The sequence below is a fragment of the Pseudomonas sp. genome, assembly GCF_046581935.1.
GTDB lineage: Bacteria > Pseudomonadota > Gammaproteobacteria > Pseudomonadales > Pseudomonadaceae > Aquipseudomonas.
The window spans coordinates 88,113-106,427 of record NZ_JAYGFK010000027.1 but is presented as its reverse complement, the minus strand read 5'-3'; the positions used below and the strand labels follow the sequence as shown (position 1 = coordinate 106,427).

The 18,315-nt window shown below is 59.4% G+C and carries 17 protein-coding genes; 5 read left to right on the top strand and 12 right to left on the bottom strand.

Features of this window, described 5'->3' with window-relative positions; genetic code table 11:
- Positions 1-29 precede the first annotated feature (29 nt).
- Positions 30-569 carry a PaaI family thioesterase gene (locus VCA57_RS21980; RefSeq protein ID WP_411187640.1) on the bottom strand — a complete coding sequence of 180 codons (540 nt, stop codon included), beginning with the start codon at positions 567-569 and terminating at the stop codon, positions 30-32.
- 118 nt (positions 570-687) lie between these two features.
- Here VCA57_RS21980 and VCA57_RS21975 point away from each other — a divergent pair, with 118 nt between their 5' ends.
- Both VCA57_RS21975 and lpdA read left to right on the top strand, forming a co-directional pair.
- Entirely contained in the window at positions 688-1,896 is a 1,209-nt protein-coding gene (locus VCA57_RS21975; protein ID WP_411187638.1) for an MFS transporter, read from the top strand.
- A gap of 25 nt (positions 1,897-1,921) precedes the next feature.
- Entirely contained in the window at positions 1,922-3,322 is a 1,401-nt protein-coding gene (gene lpdA / locus VCA57_RS21970) for a dihydrolipoyl dehydrogenase (RefSeq protein ID WP_411187636.1), read from the top strand.
- A gap of 130 nt (positions 3,323-3,452) precedes the next feature.
- Here the strand turns inward: lpdA and cobA are convergent, their stop codons facing one another.
- The 5 genes from cobA to VCA57_RS21945 form a co-directional block, all read right to left on the bottom strand.
- A complete protein-coding gene (gene cobA / locus VCA57_RS21965; protein ID WP_411187634.1) occupies positions 3,453-4,190 on the bottom strand; it encodes a uroporphyrinogen-III C-methyltransferase in 738 nt (245 codons plus the stop codon).
- Positions 4,191-4,234: 44 nt separating this feature from the next.
- Positions 4,235-6,949, bottom strand: a complete 2,715-nt coding sequence (locus VCA57_RS21960) for a molybdopterin-dependent oxidoreductase (protein ID WP_411187632.1) — start codon at positions 6,947-6,949, stop codon at positions 4,235-4,237.
- 80 nt (positions 6,950-7,029) lie between these two features.
- The gene (nirD, locus tag VCA57_RS21955; RefSeq protein WP_411187630.1) at positions 7,030-7,338 is read right to left on the bottom strand and encodes a nitrite reductase small subunit NirD; all 309 of its coding nucleotides are present in this window, start codon (positions 7,336-7,338) and stop codon (positions 7,030-7,032) included.
- A complete protein-coding gene (nirB, locus tag VCA57_RS21950) occupies positions 7,335-9,791 on the bottom strand; it encodes a nitrite reductase large subunit NirB (RefSeq protein ID WP_411187811.1) in 2,457 nt (818 codons plus the stop codon). Before nirB ends, nirD begins: the two co-directional genes overlap by 4 nt.
- 340 nt (positions 9,792-10,131) lie before the next feature.
- On the bottom strand, positions 10,132-10,581 hold the full coding sequence (locus VCA57_RS21945) for a thioesterase family protein (protein ID WP_411187628.1): 450 nt from the start codon (positions 10,579-10,581) through the stop codon (positions 10,132-10,134).
- A 130-nt stretch (positions 10,582-10,711) separates the two neighbouring features.
- Between VCA57_RS21945 and VCA57_RS21940 the strand changes: the two genes are divergently transcribed.
- Positions 10,712-11,599 carry an alpha/beta hydrolase gene (locus tag VCA57_RS21940; RefSeq protein WP_411187626.1) on the top strand — a complete coding sequence of 296 codons (888 nt, stop codon included), beginning with the start codon at positions 10,712-10,714 and terminating at the stop codon, positions 11,597-11,599.
- Here VCA57_RS21940 and VCA57_RS21935 read toward each other — a convergent pair.
- From VCA57_RS21935 to VCA57_RS21920, 4 genes are all read right to left on the bottom strand, one after another.
- Positions 11,596-12,285: a polysaccharide lyase family 7 protein gene (locus VCA57_RS21935; protein ID WP_411187624.1), complete on the bottom strand. Its 690-nt coding sequence runs from the start codon at positions 12,283-12,285 to the stop codon at positions 11,596-11,598. The genes VCA57_RS21940 and VCA57_RS21935 overlap by 4 nt on opposite strands.
- A 142-nt stretch (positions 12,286-12,427) precedes the next feature.
- Positions 12,428-13,222, bottom strand: coding sequence for an ABC transporter ATP-binding protein (locus VCA57_RS21930; RefSeq protein ID WP_411187622.1), 795 nt, complete (start codon positions 13,220-13,222; stop codon positions 12,428-12,430).
- Between the two features lie 14 nt (positions 13,223-13,236).
- Positions 13,237-14,229: an ABC transporter permease gene (locus tag VCA57_RS21925; protein ID WP_411187620.1), complete on the bottom strand. Its 993-nt coding sequence runs from the start codon at positions 14,227-14,229 to the stop codon at positions 13,237-13,239.
- Positions 14,230-14,280: 51 nt separating this feature from the next.
- Positions 14,281-15,669 (bottom strand): CmpA/NrtA family ABC transporter substrate-binding protein, encoded by a 1,389-nt coding sequence (locus VCA57_RS21920; RefSeq protein ID WP_411187618.1) that lies wholly within the window; start codon positions 15,667-15,669, stop codon positions 14,281-14,283.
- 224 nt (positions 15,670-15,893) lie between these two features.
- Here VCA57_RS21920 and VCA57_RS21915 point away from each other — a divergent pair, with 224 nt between their 5' ends.
- Positions 15,894-16,049 (top strand): hypothetical protein, encoded by a 156-nt coding sequence (locus tag VCA57_RS21915; protein WP_411187616.1) that lies wholly within the window; start codon positions 15,894-15,896, stop codon positions 16,047-16,049.
- Between the two features lie 60 nt (positions 16,050-16,109).
- On the opposite strand, the gene VCA57_RS21910 is transcribed toward VCA57_RS21915, so the two are convergent.
- Positions 16,110-16,427 carry a transcriptional regulator gene (locus VCA57_RS21910; RefSeq protein WP_411187614.1) on the bottom strand — a complete coding sequence of 106 codons (318 nt, stop codon included), beginning with the start codon at positions 16,425-16,427 and terminating at the stop codon, positions 16,110-16,112.
- A gap of 209 nt (positions 16,428-16,636) precedes the next feature.
- Here VCA57_RS21910 and VCA57_RS21905 point away from each other — a divergent pair, with 209 nt between their 5' ends.
- Positions 16,637-17,029, top strand: a complete 393-nt coding sequence (locus tag VCA57_RS21905; protein WP_411187612.1) for a hypothetical protein — start codon at positions 16,637-16,639, stop codon at positions 17,027-17,029.
- 36 nt (positions 17,030-17,065) lie between these two features.
- Here VCA57_RS21905 and alaC read toward each other — a convergent pair whose 3' ends face one another.
- Positions 17,066-18,295, bottom strand: coding sequence for an alanine transaminase (gene alaC, locus VCA57_RS21900; protein ID WP_411187610.1), 1,230 nt, complete (start codon positions 18,293-18,295; stop codon positions 17,066-17,068).
- Positions 18,296-18,315: the final 20 nt, after the last annotated feature.

Sequence of the window (18,315 nt, the reverse complement as noted above, 5' to 3'; positions counted from 1 at the left end):
GCTACATCCTTGACTGACAGGTGACTGGCTTAGCCCGGCATATTGAGAATCAGGCAGGTGGTTGAGCCCACGGCATACAAGCGGTCGTCGACATCGTAAATACGCCCTTCGGCCAGTGCGGTGGTACGTCCGACATGCACGATGCGGCCTTCGGCACGAATCGGTCCGACCTTGGCGCTAAGGGCGCGAATGTAGCTGATGCGCAGGTCAGTGGTGGTGTAGCCCTGGCCGCGCTGCAACTGGGTATGGATTGCGCAACCCATGCAGGAGTCGAGCAGGGTCGCTGCATAACCGCCGTGCACACTGCCCAGCGGGTTGTAGTGGCGTGCATCGGGTGTGCCTTGAAAGACGAAACGCCCTGATGACCATTCCAGCGGAATGAAATCCAGCAAATGCCCCATCGGCGCAGAGGGCAGCTCACCACGGCCAATGCCATCAAAGAACTCCTGCGGTAACAGTTCACTTACTTGAGCCAGGCTCATGCTGCCGGGCTCGCCAAGGCTGGCTCGCATGGTTTGCTCGGCAGCGATCCAGGCGCTGAGTTTTTCTTCACGGGATTGACTGGTCATGTAGCGGCCTCTGCTGTGTTTGATTAATTAAATTATGGTCGTAATCTAATTTGTTATATTGTGGTCGAAATATCAATAGCTGGCGAGCGACCCAGCCTGAAACCACAGGACTCCGATCATGCACCGCTATCCTTTGCCGTCCCGCAGCTTGCTTTTGCTTCTGGTGGCGCTGACCGCCCTTGGAGAGATTTCCACCCAGCTGATCATCCCTAGCTTGGGTGTTCTCGAGCTGATCATGAACGCGCGTCACGGCAGCAGCCTGGTGGCTTTGTCGGCGTTTGTTGCGGCCTTTGGCTTGGGCCAGTTGTTGCTCGGCCCGTTGTCGGACCGCATTGGGCGACGTCCGGTGCTGATCGCCGGGTTGCTGGTCTATCTGCTCGCCACATCATGGATGTTGATGGCCAGCAGCATGGGTGAATTTATTGCGGCTCGCGTACTGCAAGGGCTTGGTGCTTGCACTGCCTTGGTATTGGCGCGGGCCATCGTCCGCGATGTGTGGCAGGCACAGGCAGGGCCGGCCCTTGCGCTAACGGTGATTGGCATGCTCTGCGCCATTGTTCTGTCGCCGATGCTGGGCGGTGTGCTGACCCTGTATGGCGGTTGGCGTGCGCCGATTGCTTTGGCGCTGCTGATCGGTGTTGGCATTGTGTGTGCGGTAATCGCTTTGTACCGCGAGAGCAATCAGCAACTCGACCCGCAAGCCGGGCAGTTGAGCCGTTTGGCGGGTAACTATGCCGATCTGCTGCGCGCTGCCTCGTTCCGCGCGTTGGCTTTGACGCTGGCCTGTACCTATGGCGCGATGTTCGCCGTGATTGCGGGCTCTTCAGCGGTGTACATCGGCCTGCTCGGGCTGAGCCCGGCGCAATATGGTCTGACCTTTGCGGCGATTGTTTCGGCGCTGATCGCTGGTGCGTTGTTCACCCAGCGGCGCATCACGCAGCTGGGCCCCGAGAAGATCGTCAGCATAGGCGCGGCGCTGGTAGCGACCGGCGCGCTGATCACGCTGGCGATCTACTGGTTGTTTGGGCTTTCGCTGCTCGGCCTGTCGTTACCGCAAGTACTGGTCACTCTGGGCGGCGGCATGCTGTTACCGGCGTCGGTGGCTGGCGCGGTGATCCCTAATGCGCACCGTGCGGGTTTGGCCGCAGGTTTTATGGGCTTTGCGCAAATGGCTGGCGCAACCGCCAGCGGCATATTGCTGAGCGTGCTGGCGGACGGCACCGCCAGGCCGATGGTGTTGCTGAACACGCTATTCGCGGTCGCAGCGTTTAGCGCCTTTTATCTCCTGCGCCCACGGCCAACAGCGAGCGCGGCCCTGGCTCGTTAATCCTCTGCAACTTAGGAGCAATTCCATGAGTAACTATGACGTGCTGATCATCGGTGGCGGCCCCGGCGGCTACAACGCGGCCATTCGCGCCGGACAACTGGGCCTCAAGGTCGCCTGTATCGAAGGTCGTGAGACCCTTGGCGGCACCTGCCTGAATGTTGGTTGTATGCCCTCGAAGGCCTTGCTGCATGCATCGGAATTGTACGAAGCAGCCGCCAGCGGCGAACTTAATAACCTTGGTGTCGAGGTTACGCCGACGCTCAATCTGACACAGATGATGAAGCAGAAGGATGAGAGCGTAACGGCCCTGACCAAGGGCATCGAGTTTTTGTTTCGCAAGAACAAGGTCGAGTGGATCAAAGGTTGGGGCCGGTTGAACGGGCCGGGCAAGGTCACGGTTACCCAGGCCGATGGCAGCGTACGCGAACTGCAAGCCAAGGACATCGTCATCGCCACCGGCTCAGAACCGTCGCCGTTGCCAGGGGTGACAGTTGATAACCAGCGCATTCTTGATTCCACCGGTGCGCTGGCCTTGCCCAAGGTGCCTAAGCATCTGGTAGTGATCGGGGCAGGGGTGATCGGCCTGGAGCTAGGTTCGGTTTGGCGGCGTTTGGGCAGCGAAGTTACGGTGGTGGAGTACCTCGACCGCATTTGCCCCGGCCTGGATGATGAAACCGCGAAAACCTTGCAACGTACCCTGAGCAAGCAGGGCATGCGCTTCAAACTGGCAACCAAGGTAAGTGCCGCCAAGGCGGATGCAGACGGCGTCAGTCTCAGCTTGGAACCTGCGGCCGGTGGCGAAATCGAGCAGCTGCAAGCGGATTATGTGCTGGTGGCCATTGGTCGCCGGCCCTATACCGCCGGTTTGGGCCTGGAAACCGTTGGCCTGACTACCGATAAACGCGGCATGCTGGAAAACCAGCAGCACCGCAGTAGCGTGCCAGACATCTGGATTATTGGTGACGTGACTTCCGGGCCGATGCTCGCGCATAAAGCCGAAGACGAAGCCATCGCCTGTATCGAGCGCATCGCTGGGCATGCGGCTGAGGTTAATTACGGCGCGATTCCTGGGGTGATTTACACCAAGCCGGAAGTCGCCACTGTGGGTAAAACCGAGGAGCAACTGAAAGCAGAAGGGCGCGCCTATAAAGTCGGCAAATTTCCCTTCACCGCCAATAGCCGGGCGAAGATTAACCATGAGGCAGAAGGCTTCGTCAAAGTGCTGGCCGATGAGCGCACCGACCAGATTCTTGGCGTGCATATCATTGGCCCCAGCGCGGGTGAACTGATCGGCGAATACTGCGTTGCTCTGGAGTTCAGCGCCTCGGCCGAAGACATCGCACTAATCTGCCACCCCCATCCCACGCGCTCCGAGGCCCTGCGTCAGGCGGCGATGAATGTGCATGGCTGGGCCATGCAGGCTTAGCACTCACTCAGCGTCTGCTGGCTGTTCTTTGCTGTGTCTTCGCGCGATCAAGTAGCTGGCCCATCGTGTCGCCTGGGTACAGGCGACAAACGTATGGGCAGGGATTGTGCTGGGCTAGGGTACGAAGTGCTTAGGCGCTAAGCGCGGCGAGTTGCATGGTGGCTTGTGCGGCTACTTCGCCGATCACCAGGATGGCCGGGCTTTGCAAGCGGAAGTCCTGCGCGGCGTGTTGCATGCCCGCCAGGCTGCTGCGGCATTCGCGTTGATTGGGCAGTGAGGCGTTTTCGATCAAGGCCACTGGCATGTCGGCGCGCATGCCGCCTGCCAGCAGGCTTTCGCGGATTTCTGCCAGCTTGGCCACACCCATATAAACCACCAGGGTGGTGCCGCTCTGGGCTAGGGCCGGCCAGTTCAGGCTGCTGTCATCCTGGGTGTGGGCGGTGACCAGGGTTACGCCACGGGCTACGCCGCGCAAGGTCAGCGGAATACCGCAATTGGTCGCTCCGGCGAGGCCTGCGGTGATGCCGTTGACCATTTCCACCTCGATACCGTGCTGCTTGAGCCAGTCGGCTTCCTCGCTGCCACGGCCGAAGATGCACGGGTCGCCGCCTTTAAGACGCACCACGCATTTGCCTTGGCGAGCGTAACGCAGCATCAGCCGGTGAATAAACGCCTGTGGCGTGGAGCGGCAGCCACCGCGCTTGCCCACCGACATAACGCGGGCGTTGCTGCAGTGTTCCAGTACGGCCGGGTTGACCAGGTCATCGATCATGACAATTTCGGCCTGTTGCAGGGCTTTTACCGCTTTGAGGGTTAGCAGTTCCGGGTCACCGGGGCCTGCGCCTACCAGCCAGACTTTTGCGCTCATGTGCTTCTCCTCAGGTGGGTTGAACCCACCCTCGCTATGCAAAGTTATACGTTGGTTAACGCCGGTTGTTGGCTCAGCAGTCGTTTGATTTCCGGTACGCAGGAGCCGCAGCTGGTGCCGCATTTGAGTTGCTGTTGCAGGCCGTTGAGGTCCAGGCCACGGGCAATGCCGGCGCAGATCGCGTTTTGACTGACATTCAGGCAGTTGCACAATATTTTGCTAGCCGCGCTGGCAGGGTTGCCACCTGGCGGCGTGGACAGCGGCGCGAGCAACCAGCGACGCAGCTCGGCATCTGCGCTGCCGGTTTCCCAGAGCCCTTTGAGCCAGTCGCGGGCGGCGGTTTCGCCAGCCAGGCGAATCGCGGTAATGCGTTCGTCCTCGATGCGTACGCGCTTGCCAACCGCTTTGCGCGGGTCGTCATAGGCCAGCACGGGGCCTTCGCTCAGGCCGATCAGCTGATCTATCTGCGCCAGCAGTTCGGCCGGCGGTGCTACTGCGCAGGCGGCGTGGATCAGCAGAGCAGGGCGCTCGCGGCCGGTGAGGGTCAGGTTGGCGTAAGCGAACTGTTCAAACAGTGGGCGCAATGCCTCAAAGCGCTGTTGTACTTGGCCTTCGACCAGGGCAAAGAAGCTCCAGGGCAGCTCGATTTTCTCCACCTCAATGGCGGCATGTTTGAGTTCTGGCTGCTTGGACAGCGGGTCAAACGCCGGCTGGGTCAGCACATTGGTGCCCAACCCCTTGAGAAACCGATCACCCCAATGCATGGGCAGATACGCCTGACCGCTGCGCACGCTGTCATCCGCCTGCACGGGCACGATCAGGCTGCCGCGACGGCTGCGAACTTTGAGCAGGTCGCCATTTTCTAGGCGTCGCCGGCGCAGTTCGTCCGGGTGCATGCTTAGTAGCGCTTGCGGGGCATGGCCAAACAAGCGTGCGGCCGAACCAGTGCGGCTCATGCCGTGCCATTGATCGCGCAGGCGGCCGGTGTTGAGGGTCAGCGAATAACGCGTGTCACGCTTCTCTTGGGCGGCGCGAAACGGCTCGGCGAGAAACTGCGCGCGGCGGCTGGCTGTTGGAAATTGCCCATCAGCATACAGGCGCGGTGTGCCCTGGCTTGCGCCGGCCGGGAAGGGCCATTGCTGTGGGCCTTGCTGATCGAGAAGCGCGTAGCTCAGCCCCGACAGGTCAAGGTCACGCTTGGCGGTCAGGTGTTTGTATTCCTCAAACAGCGCGTGCGGGCTGTCGAAGTCGAACAGGCTAGGCAGGCCAGGGCGCAGGTACGTTTCTAAACGACGGGCGAAGTCAGTGGTGATCGCCCAATCCGGCCGAGCTTCAAAGGGTGCTGGCACGGCGCGACGCACATGGCTGATACGGCGCTCGGAGTTGGTGACGCTGCCTTCTTTCTCGCCCCAACTGGCGGCTGGCAACAGTAGGTCGGCGTAGTGGCAGGTTTCAGTGGTGAAGAAGGCTTCTTGCACCACCACAAACGGGCAGGTGGCGAGGGCTTCATGCACCTTGGTCTGGTCCGGCAGGGACTGCGCCGGGTTAGTGCAGGCAATCCACAACGCCTTGATCTTGCCGACGCGTACCGCTTCAAACAGCTCGACAGCGGTTAGGCCAGTGCTGTCGGGCAGCGCGTCGACCTGCCAATACTCGGCGACTTCGGCGCGGTGCTCGGCGTTTGCGGCTTCACGATGGCCAGGCAGCAGGTTACTCAGGCTACCGGTTTCACGGCCGCCCATGGCGTTAGGCTGGCCGGTCAGGGAGAACGGGCCGCTGCCGACTTTGCCGATTTGCCCTGTGGCCAGGTGCAGGTTGATCAGGGCACTGTTTTTGGCGCTGCCGCTGCTTGACTGATTGAGGCCCATGCACCACAGCGAGAGAAAACTGGGGGCCTGGCCAATCAGTTTTGCGCACTGTTGCAGGCTTTCTACGCTGATGCCGCACAGTTCGCTGACCATCTGCGGGTTGTAGGCCTGTACCAGGGTTTTCAGTGCAGCGAAGCCTTCGGTGTGGGCGTCGATATAACGGCGATCAATCCAGCCTTCCCACATCAGGATATGCAGAATGCCGTGGAACAGCGCGACATCGCTGCCTGGCAGAATTGCCAGGTGCAGGTCGGCCAGCTCGCAGGTGTCGGTGCGCCGTGGGTCGATGACGATGACGCGCATCTGTGGGCGCTCGGCTTTAGCTGCTTCCAACCGACGGAACAGTACCGGGTGGGCGTAGGCCATATTGCTGCCGGCGATCAGCACGCAATCGCTCTGCTCGATGTCCTCGTAGTTGCACGGCGGTGCGTCGCTGCCCAGGCTGCGCTTGTAGCCGACCACCGCGCTGGACATGCACAGGCGTGAATTGCTGTCGATGTTATTGGTGCCAACCAGCGCCCGGGCCAGCTTGTTGAAGGCGTAGTAGTCCTCGGTCAATAACTGCCCCGATATGTAGAACGCCACACTGTCTGGGCCGTGTTCGCGGATGGTCTGGGCAAACACGTTGGCGGCGTGCTCCAGGGCGCTGCCCCAGTCCGTGCGGCTGCGCGCCAGGCCTTTGCCTAGGCGCAACTCTGGGTAGGCGGCGCGGGCGTCGAGGTCGCCGGTTAGGTGCAGGCTCGCGCCTTTGCTGCAGAGTTTGCCAAAGTTGGCCGGGTGGCTTGGGTCGCCCGCAACGCCAAGAATCTTCTCGCCGTCGTGTTCGATCAGCACGCCGCAGCCGACGCCGCAGTAACAGCAGGTTGAGGCGGTAATTTGCGTGGAGTCCATGTTCTTGGTTCCTGCAGGGAGGGAGGGGCTTTAGCCGCGACAGTCGCCGCTGAAGCGCCTCCCATAGCGGGCTCGTTGCGTTATGCGAAGGACAGCAGCACGCGACCGTTCTCTACCTTGGCTTCGTGCTTGTGTGCGCAGCCGATATCGGGCGCTACGGCGCTGCCGCTATCGAGCTCGATCTGCCAGTTGTGCAGCGGGCAGGACACGCGTTTGCCGTAGATCAGCCCCTGAGACAGCGGCCCGCCTTTGTGCGGGCAGCGGTCATCGAGGGCGAAGACCTCATCGTCGGAGGTGCGAAAGATCGCAATATCACCCTTCGGACCATTGATGATGCGTGAGCCGAGCACGTTGATTTCTTCCAGGGCGCAGATATCCAGCCAGCTCATACGGTGGCCTCCTCAATGTTTACCACGGCGATTCGCTCGAACTCTTTCTTCAGGTGCGGCGTTTCGATGCGCTGTTTCCACGGGTCTTGCTCGAACGACAGGGCGAACTGCAGGCGCGCGTTCAGTGCTTTGCGGTTTTCTGCACTTTCCAGCACGGCCTTCTTGATGTGCTCCATGCCGACGCGCTGCAGGTAGTGCACGGTGCGTTCGAGGTAGAAGGCTTCTTCGCGGTACAACTGCAGGAACGCGCCGTTGTACTCGCGTACTTCTTCGGCGGTTTTCACCTTGACGAAGAACTCGGCGACTTCTGTTTTGATCCCACCGTTACCGCCGATGTACATCTCAAAGCCCGAGTCCACACCGATGATGCCGACGTCCTTGATGCCCGCCTCGGCGCAGTTGCGCGGGCAGCCGGACACCGCCAACTTGACCTTGTGCGGTGCCCACATGTTGAACAGGTCATGTTCGAGATCAATACCCAGTTGGGTCGAATTCTGTGTGCCGAAACGGCAGAACTCGCTGCCAACACAGGTTTTTACCGTGCGGATGGATTTGCCATAAGCGTGGCCGGAGGGCATGTCCAGCTCCTGCCACACCGCTGGCAGGTCTTCCTTCTTGATGCCCAGCAGGTCGATGCGTTGGCCGCCCGTGACCTTGACCATCGGTACGTTGTACTTGTCGGCCACATCGGCGATGCGGCGCAGTTCGGACGGGTTGGTAACGCCGCCCCACATGCGCGGCACCACTGAATAGGTGCCGTCTTTCTGGATATTGGCGTGGGCACGCTCGTTGATCAGACGCGATTGCGGGTCGTCCTTGGCTTCGCCAGGCCAGGTGGCAATCAGGTAGTAGTTCAGCGCTGGGCGGCAGGTGGCGCAGCCGTTTGGCGAGCTCCAATTCAGCAACTGCATGGTCTGCGCCATGCTGGTCAGGTGCTCCTCGCGGATCGCTTTACGGATCTGCCCGTGGTTCATTTCGCTGCAGCCGCAGATGGCTTTTTCGCTTTTTGGCTTCACATCGGCAGCACCGCCGACGGTGCTGATCAAAATCTGTTCAACCAGGCCCGCGCAGGAGCCGCAGGAGCTGGCAGCCTTGGTGTGCTTTTTCACGTCGTCGACGCTGAACAGGCCGTTTTCCTGAATCGCCTTGACGATGCTGCCTTTGCACACGCCGTTGCAGCCGCACACTTCCATGCTGTCGGGCATATTGGCGGCGCTGCTCTGGCCCTGGTGGCCGACATCGCCGAGGGCGCTTTCACCGAACATCAGGTGATCACGAATCTGGCTGATGTTGGCGTTCTCTTTGACCTGGCGGAAATACCAGCCGCCGTCGGCAGTGTCGCCATACAGGCAGGCACCGACCAGCACGTCGTCCTTTACCACAAGCTTTTTGTACACGCCGCCAATGGGGTCGGAGAGGGTGATGGTCTCGGTGCCGTCGCTGCCCATAAAGTCGCCGGCAGAGAACAGGTCGATGCCGGTGACTTTCAGCTTGGTCGAGGTCACGGAACCTTGATAACGGGCGAAGCCGAGCTGGGCCAGATGATTGGCGCAGACCTTGGCCTGCTCGAACAGCGGCGCGACTAGACCGTAAGCGATGCCTCGGTGGTTGGCGCATTCGCCAATCGAATACACGCGCGGGTCGAAGGTCTGCATGGTGTCGTTGACCAGGATGCCGCGATTACACGGAATGCCGGCCTGTTCAGCCAGTTCGGTGTTGGGGCGGATACCCGCTGCCATCACCACCAGGTCGGCCGGTAGTACGTCAGCATTCTTGAACTGTACGGCGCAAACGCGGCCTTCGCCGTTGTCCATCAACGCTTCGGTCTGCTCGTTGAGGCGGAAGTGGATGCCGCGTGCTTCCAGTGCGCTTTGCAGCAACTTACCGGCGGTTTTGTCCAGCTGGCGATCCAGCAACCAGTCGCCCAGGTGCACCACGGTCACCTCCATGCCGCGCATCTTCAGGCCATTGGCCGCCTCAAGACCGAGCAGGCCGCCGCCGATTACCACCGCATGGCGGTGAGTCTTGGCGGTGGCCATCATCATTTCGGTGTCGGCGATGTCGCGATAGCCGATCACGCCTTCCAGCGTGTTGCCCGGTATCGGCAAGATAAACGGGTTGGAGCCCGTGGCGATCAGCAGGCGGTCGTATTCGGCCGTGCTGCCGTCATCGGCGGTTACCAAGCGCTTCTTGCGGTCAATGCTGAGCACCTTGCGGTTGAGCATCAGCTGGATGTTGTTGTCGGCATACCAGTTGAGGTCGTTGAGGATGATCTCCTCGAAGGTCTGTTCGCCGGCCAACACCGGGGACAGCAGGATGCGGTTGTAATTGGGGTGCGGTTCGGCACCGAACACCGTGATGTCATAAAGGTCGGGGGCGAGCTTGAGCAGCTCTTCAAGGGTGCGTACACCCGCCATGCCGTTACCGATCATTACCAGCTTGAGCTTTTTCATGCCGGCCATCTCCTGAATAAGAGTCACGGAAAACTCACGTGAGTAATTTTTAGCGGCCAGCGCGACGGGCCAATAAAGCTCACCGCCACAAATTGCAGGCCCAAAAAAAAGGCGTCCCGCTAGTCACCTAGCGAGGACGCCTTTGTCCAGTCCCGTTCTCTCGGGAAGTACGGCCCTCGTCGTTGAAGGCCGTGCTTTATTCAATTCTGCAATCGTTCATGCAGAGCTTGTGCCAACTGCGGTTACCTTGATTGGCGTGGCTTGTAGCGCTGTGCGCGTGAGGTCCGGCGCTATTGCTGCACCTTTTCAAGACGCTGCGCGCTGCATTGGTGCGCGACTTTTAGTCAGGGCTGAGCCAATTGACCTTGCTGAATTTGTCGCTAAAGCTGGCCGACATCGGCACCACTTTGCCTAGTTTGTAGTTGAAGAATACAAAGCCGGATTTGGCCATGGCCACCAAGGTGCCGTCAGCCGGGCGGCTGATACGGAAGGTGATGTCGCCGCCGTAGCGGTTGAAGTCCATGACGCCAACCTCAAACAACAAGTGGTCGCGCGCATGGGCTTCGGCGCGGTAAGTGGTGGCCAGGTCAGTGACGATAATCCCGGTGCCGTCTTCCTGGGTTTCTTCGATGCCGAACTCGAAAAGAAAGCGCGCGCGGGCCTCGGAGATCATCGAAATCATCGAGTCATTACCCAGGTGATTGGCCGCGTTGATGTCGGTCACGCGCACCGTCAGTTGGGTGCTGTAGCAGAACTGGTCTTCGGGAAATTCAAGGGTTAGGCGGGCCATGCCAGCTCCGGTGGTGATTAACGAGGGCGAATCTTAAACCTGTTGGTGATTACACGGCAGCCGCTGGTGCAAGCGGCTGGCAAAACGACGATGATCTGGCGATCTTCCCCGTACATGAGGTCTGGCACGCATGAAACTCATGAGGTTATATGTTGGTGTTTTGCTGGCGCTGATGTTGTTAGGCAATGTTCAGGCGCAGGGCCTGCGTGATGCCCTGAGTGATCGGCGCAGCGCGAAGAGCACCGCGCGGCTCGGTGGTGAGCTGCTGGCGGATTTGCCTTACGGCACTCATGAGCTGCAACGCCTGGATGTTTACCGGCCGCTCAAGGCGAATGCGGCGCCGATTCTGCTGATGGTGCATGGCGGTGCCTGGGATATAGGTGATAAGCGCATGGGCCGGGTTGTTGATAACAAACTGGCGCGCTGGCTGCCCCAGGGTTACCTGTTCGTCTCGGTGAACTATCGACTGTTACCTGACGCCGAGCCTTTGCAGCAGGCCGAGGATATCGCCCAGGCGCTGAGCTATGTGCAGCTGCATGCGCAGAGCTGGGGCGGTGACCCGCAACGGGTTGTGCTGCTTGGCCATTCTGCCGGCGCACATCTGATCAGCCTGCTCGCCTCTGATAGTGCTATTAGCAAACGCCACGGGGCTCAGCCCTGGCTGGGCACCGTGGCGCTGGACAGCGCGGCTTTCGATGTGGCCAGCATCATGCGCGGCAAACATTACCGCCTGTATGACAAGGCCTTTGGCAAAGACCCGGCGAACTGGCGCGCCGCTTCGCCACTCTGGCGTCTACAGCAGGCTGGTGCACCGCTGCTGGCAGTGTGTTCCAGCAAACGTGAGGAGGCTTGTCCGCAGGCAGAAGGCTTCGCCGAACGGGGTAAGAGCCTGGGCATGCAAGTGGATGTCTTGCCGCTGGCGCTTTCACACGGAGAGATCAACGAGCAACTGGGCGAAGCGGGGGCATACACCACTGCGGTTGAGGCCTTTTTCAAACGCATCGGCGCCGTACCCTAGCGGTGCAGGCTGTTAAGCGAATAGAAGGTTACCCGCGCGCCTTCGGTGCTGGGGCCTTCATTATCCTGAACATAAGCCCCCGCTTTGAAGTAGAGCAACTGCGTGCCCCAGTATCCGCTCAGTTGCTGATAGAGCGAGCCGTTATCACCGTGAGTGCTGGTGACTTTAACGCCGAGCTTGCCGCTGGGGGTGATGCGCAGCTCATAGCTGAAACGCTGATTAAGCTGGATGTTTTCGGCCAGCAGAATGTTCTGCACGCTGGCGTCGCCCGGACGTTTGCGCAACAGCAGCTCAAGGCGGCCGACACCGCGTAGATAGTGGTATTGCAACTTCAGCAGGGGATCGTTTTGGCTGCCCGGTTCGTCCTTGCTGTGTATCTGGGCGACTACGACCTTGTTCTTGCTCGGCACCTGATTAACGGTAAGCACTGCGGTCAGGTAGTTGTCGGCACTGGCGTAGTACCAGTTGTTCAACTTGCCATCGGTCTTGGTCTCGCGCAACTCGCTGCGTGGATAGCTGGCATCGGCTGTGCGTGAGCCATTGACCGGTACCCAAAAGGTGATGCTGTCGTCGCTGTTACGGCGGAAATACTGGCTGCTGTAGCCATTGTTTATGCGGGTGGTGCTGATGTCGACGGGAGTTGGTGCGACGGGAACAGAGAGGTTCCAAGTGGTTAGGTCAAGCACGGCTTATCCTTAGGTCGTTGCGTTGGTTGATGCTCCTGTTCGGTGGTGATTGCTGCGCTAAGTTCAGTTGGACTGATCGGCGGGGGGCTATTCGCGATAGAACAGCCAAGCCTGCACCTGGCTATCCAACGCGGGTTCGCCCTCAGGCCGCAGGACGAACCTGCTTCTCGTAGAGAAACTCCAGCACGGCAGCGCGGTAAGCGTGGTACTGCGGGTCATTGGCCATGGCAAGGCGCTCGCGTGGGCGCGCCAGTTCGACCTTGAGGATCTCGCCTACGCTGGCTGCCGGACCGTTGCTCATCATGACGATGCGATCCGAGAGCAGCACGGCTTCGTCGACATCGTGGGTAATCATGATCACGGTGTTACCCAGATCGGCGTGAATCTCCATCAGCGAATCCTGCAAATGGGCGCGGGTCAGGGCGTCCAGTGCGCCAAATGGCTCGTCCATCAGCAGCACTTTAGGCTGCATGGCCAGGGCGCGGGCAATGCCAATGCGCTGCTTCATGCCGCCGGATATCTCGCTCGGGCGTTTGTGCATGGCGTGTGTCATGTGCACCAGCGCGAGGTTGTGTTCGATCCAGTCGCGCATTTCAGTGCGTGATTTCTTACCCTTAAACACCTGGCGTACGGCCAGTTCGACATTCTGGTAACAGCTTAGCCAGGGCAGCAGGCTGTGGTTCTGGAATACCACCGCGCGCTCTGGCCCAGGCTCGTCGACCTCGCGGCCATCAAGGATGACGCCGCCCGTGGTGGCCTTGTGCAGACCGGCGACGATGTTCAGGACAGTGGATTTACCGCAGCCGGAGTGGCCGATCAGCGATACAAACTCGCCTTTATCGATGCGCAGGTTGACGTTCTGCAAGGCGCGGTAAAGCCCTTTGTCGGTGGGGAAGTCGATGCCGACGCCTGTGAGTTCGAGGTGTGAGTGGCTCATGGGAAGTCTCCTGATTAGCGCAATACGGCGTTCTTGTCCCAGCTGAACTGGCGTTGCAGCAGGAGCATGAGGCGGTCAAGGGCGAAACCGATCAAACCGATGACGACTACAGCCACCATGATTCGGGCGAGGGAGTTGGAGCTGCCGTTCTGGAATTCATCCCAGATGAACTTACCCAGCCCCGGGTTTTGCGCGAGCATCTCAGCGGCGATCAAGACCATCCAGCCAGTGCCCAGCGACATGCGCAGGCCGGTGAAAATCATCGGCACGGCAGCCGGCAGGACGATGCGCCTGACGTGCGACAGGGGCGAGAGGCTGAGTACCTTGCTGACGTTGTTCAGGTCTTGCTCAATGCCGGCGACGCCGACCGTGGTGTTGATCACGGTTGGCCATAAGCAGCACAGCGCGACGGTAATCGCCGAGGTGACAAACGACTTGGCGAACATCGGATCATCACTGACGTACAGCGCGCTGACCAGCATGGTCACCAGCGGCAGCCACGCCAGTGGCGAAACCGGTTTGAAGACCTGGATCAACGGGTTGATGGCGGTATAGAAACTCTTGCTCAGGCCACAGATGATGCCCAGCGGAATGGCAATCAGTGAGGCGATGACAAAGCCGGTGATTACCGTGATAAGGCTGGTGTAAATCTGCTGAATAAAGGTTGGTTTACCGGTGTAAGTGCGCACTTTTATTTCGGCCTGCGGGTTTTTCTCCAGCAGGGCGGCATTGCGAGTGTCTTGGCGCTCGTAGAAACGTTGGGCCTTTTCGCGCTCTTTGAAGTGGGCGCTGACCAAGCCGGAAAACTGCTCGGAAACCTGCAGCGGCCCGGGGAATTGGCCAAGGCTGGTCTGGATATTATTGGCCAGCAGTTGCCAGCAGAGCAGAAAGCCGAGAATGCCCAGCGCCGGCAAAATCATGGCCGGTGCCCAGCGTTTGATCAACGCACTGCTGCGCGCCGACTTAATAGTTACCGTGATCGGGGTGGCGACGCTCGGGTTGCTCATCGTCATGTCCTCAGTGTGGGAGGGAGCCGGTGTACCGGCTCCGCAAGCCAATTAGATTTGCGTGTCGCCCTTGAGGCCGATCTTGAATTGCTCAAGGTAGGCGTTGGGTTTATGACCGTCATAAGGAATGCCGTCGATGGTGTCGGTCAGTGGTGCACGGAAGCCATCTTCGCTTTCTGGCGGGAAATCACTGGCCTTGAGTTTGCCTTCGGCGATCAGCTCGGCCGCGGCTTCGCGGTAGATCGCTGGCAAGTAAACCTTCTTGGCTGTCTCCAGGTACCAACTATCCGGCTTGCCCTCGGCGATCTGCCCCCAGCGGCGCATTTGCGTCAGGTACCACACAGCATCGGAGTAATAGGGGTAGGTGGCGTGGTGGCGGAAGAACACGTTGAAGTCCGGCACCTCGCGCTTGTCGCCTTTCTCATACTCGAACGTGCCGGTCATGGAGTTGGCGATTACCTTCGCGTCGGCTCCCACATATTCGGGGCGGGAAAGGATCTGTACCGCTTCTGCACGGTTAGCATTGTTGTCCGCATCGAGCCACTGTCCGGCACGAATCAGCGCCTTGATGACGCGTTTATGGGTTTCCGGGTTGGCATCGGCCCAGCTTTTCGACACGCCGAAGACTTTCTCCGACATGTTTTTGCGGATGTCGTAGTCAGCAATCACCGGGACGCCAATGCCCTTGAATACCGCCGCTTGATTCCACGGCTCGCCAACGCTGTAGCCCTGGATGGTGCCAGCCTCCATCGTCGCAGGCATCTGCGGTGGAGGGGTTACCGAGAGCAACGCTTGAGCATCTATCTGGCCGCTGGTATCGCCCTTGTGCGGCGCGTAATAACCCGGGTTGATCCCGCCGGCAGCGAGCCAGTAGCGCAACTCGTAGTTATGCGTGGATACCGGAAACACCATGCCCAGGTTGAAGCTCTTGCCGCTAGCGTTGAACTTATCGATCACCGGTTTCAGGGCGTCTGCCTTGATCGGATGCACGGGCTTGCCGTCAGCCATAGGTACATGCGTCTTCATCTCATCCCAGACCGCATTGGAAACGGTGATGGCGTTGCCATTGAGGTCCATGGTGAAGGCGGTGACCACGTCGGCCTTGGTGCCAAAACCGATTGTCGCGCCTATCGGTTGCCCAGAAAGCATGTGCGCGCCATCTAGTTCGCCATCAATCACTCGATCCAACAGTACCTTCCAGTTGGCCTGGGCTTCGAGGGTTACGTAGAGCCCCTCATCCTCGAAGAAGCCTTTTTCATAGGCGATGGCTAGCGGTGCCATATCCGTCAGTTTGATAAAACCGAACTTCAGCTCGTCCTTCTCGGGCTCTGCAGCGCTGGCGATTTGCAGGTAAAGCGGCGACAGCAGCAGAACTGCGGCACAGCCAAGGCTAGATAGGGTTTTGTGTAGTAGCGAACGGCGAGTGGTGGCGTTGCGCATGATGCTTCCTCAGGTCCCAGAAACGAAAAAAGACGTCGCAGACAGTTCGGCCACGTATGGCTGAGTGTCTTTGACGTCTTTGTCAATTTCGTCCCGATCACCGCCGTTGGCGATCTGAAGACGTGTGTTTGTGTCTGGTGGGATCCAAGCAAGGAACTTGCCAGTTTTCCGAAATGGCCTTGTACGTACCGAAATTGCTTTTCGGATCGGCTAGAGCAGCTTTTATGGCTATTTATTTCTTTTTAAATCAAATGCTTACTTTTAAGTTTGGGGCTGAGGGTCGACATTTTTTACTGACCATCGAGTTTTCTTACGTCAACGCAATGGTGTTTGAATCCGGCAAACGGGCTAATGCTGTGCACGGGCGCAGCGCTGTGTGAGGTTTTTGCTTCGATATGGTGCTGTGCGGGTTATTGCCGCCCCCGTAATAGCGGTAATTCCTAACGTGTCAGCGATTTGCTTTGCGCTTCTTCTACAAACTCCTTGAGCCAGCGCAATACGTCCACGGCCGCCCAGCGTGAAGGGTCGAACATGGCATAAGCCAGGCCTTGGTAGCCGACGACATCCAGTTGCCGGTGATAGCCGGCGCGTTGCAGTAAGGCTTCGATCTCGGCAAAGCAGGTATTGAAGTGCACCCGGGAAAACGGTGTTTTTCCTTCGGTGACGATGCCTTCAAGCTGCAATTCATTGACGGTGGCCCGGACTTTTTCCAGGGACATGCGGTTTACGCTGTGTTTCAGCTGCAGTACGTCGAGCATCTGGCTACTCCTGTTAACGCCTAAACGGGCCCGTTTTCCGGGCGACATGGTTGGCTGGATGACGTGACCAAGGGTAATCGAAAAATACTGTACAAATAAACAGTATTCGATAATAGTAAGCCCAAGGCCCCAACCGCCACTTACTCGATCACTCGCGCCATCTGCCCGCAAAGCCAATGGCGACAGGCACTGCAGAGGAGTCACTAACAATGCAACAGATGCTTATGACAATTATGCTGTTGGGTCTTTTGACCGGTTGTGCGCAACCGTCGCTTGATTCGCCCAGGGCCAATGGCACTTATCTGGTGATTGAGAACGGCCATGCCTGGGCCGTGTTGGTGTCCGACGGTAAGCGTGTGGAAGAGCAGGGCACAGTGGTGGATGTGATCAAGCAGCCCAGCGCGGGTGCTGCTGTGGCGGCCAGTTACGTGGTTGAGACGGCCAATTGTGGCCGCATACAGTGGCTGAGCGAGCGCTCGGATGCGGCGGATGGCATGACTACCCTGATGTCACTGCACAGCAGTAATCAACTTGGGCAGAGTGGTTGTGTGATTACTGATGGGCTTAGCCGGGTTTGGACGGTACTGGATTACTCCAGCTGAAACGCCAGAGGGCACCCTACGGTGCCCTCTATATGCTTACTCGATGCTGGACTTAGCCTTCAACGCGGGTATCAGGCCATCTGCACGGAACATCGCTTTGATACCGCGAATCGCCTGGCGTGTGCGGTCCTGGTTTTCGATCAGGGCGAAGCGCACATGATCATCGCCGTAATCGCCGAAGCCGATGCCTGGCGAGACGCAGACCTTGGCCTCCAGGAGCAGTTTCTTGGCAAATTCCAGTGAGCCGAGATGGGCGTACTTCTCGGGAATCTTGGCCCAGACATACATCGAGGCTTTCGGGTTCTGCACCATCCAGCCCAGCTCGTGCAGGCCTTTGACCAGCAGGTTGCGGCGCTGGCGGTATTGCTCGGCGATATCGCGCACACACTGTTGATCGCCCTCTAATGCGGCAATGGCGGCGACTTGTAGCGGGGTGAAGGTGCCGTAGTCGTGGTAGCTTTTGATCCGCGCCAGCGCGTTGACCAGTTCCTTGTTGCCCACCATAAAGCCGATGCGCCAGCCGGCCATGTTGTAGCTCTTGGACAGGGTGAAGAACTCCACGGCGATGTCCTTGGCACCCGGCACCTGCATGATCGAAGGGGCTTTCCAGCCGTCATAGACAATATCGGCGTACGCCAGGTCGTGGATTACCAGCACGTCATATTGCTTGGCCAGGGCCACCACGCGCTCGAAGAAGTCCAACTCGACGCACTGCGCGGTGGGGTTGGACGGGAAGCCGAGGATCATCATCTTTGGCTTGGGGATCGACTCGCGGATCGCCCGCTCCAGTTCGGCGAAGAAATCTACGCCGGGAATCAATGGCACCGAGCGCACCTGGGCACCGGCAATCACTGCGCCGTAGATGTGGATCGGGTAGCTCGGGTTGGGTACCAGCACCGTATCGCCATGGTCCAGGGTGGCCAGCATCAAGTGCGCCAGGCCTTCCTTGGAGCCAATGGTGACAATGGCTTCGCTTTCTGGGTCGATCTCGACTTCGTAGCGGTCTTTGTACCAGCGCGAAATGGCCCGGCGCAGGCGCGGAATGCCGCGAGAGGTGGAGTAGCCGTGGGTATCTTCACGCTGGGCGACCTGCACCAGCTTTTCGACGATATGCGGCGGCGTGGGGCCGTCGGGGTTACCCATGCTGAAGTCGATGATGTCTTCGCCACGGCGACGCGCGGCCATCTTCAGTTCAGCGGTAATGTTGAAAACGTAGGGGGGGAGTCGATCGATGCGCGCAAAGCGGCGCGAAGCTTGGTCAGCCATGCTTTCCTCGGATACGTAAG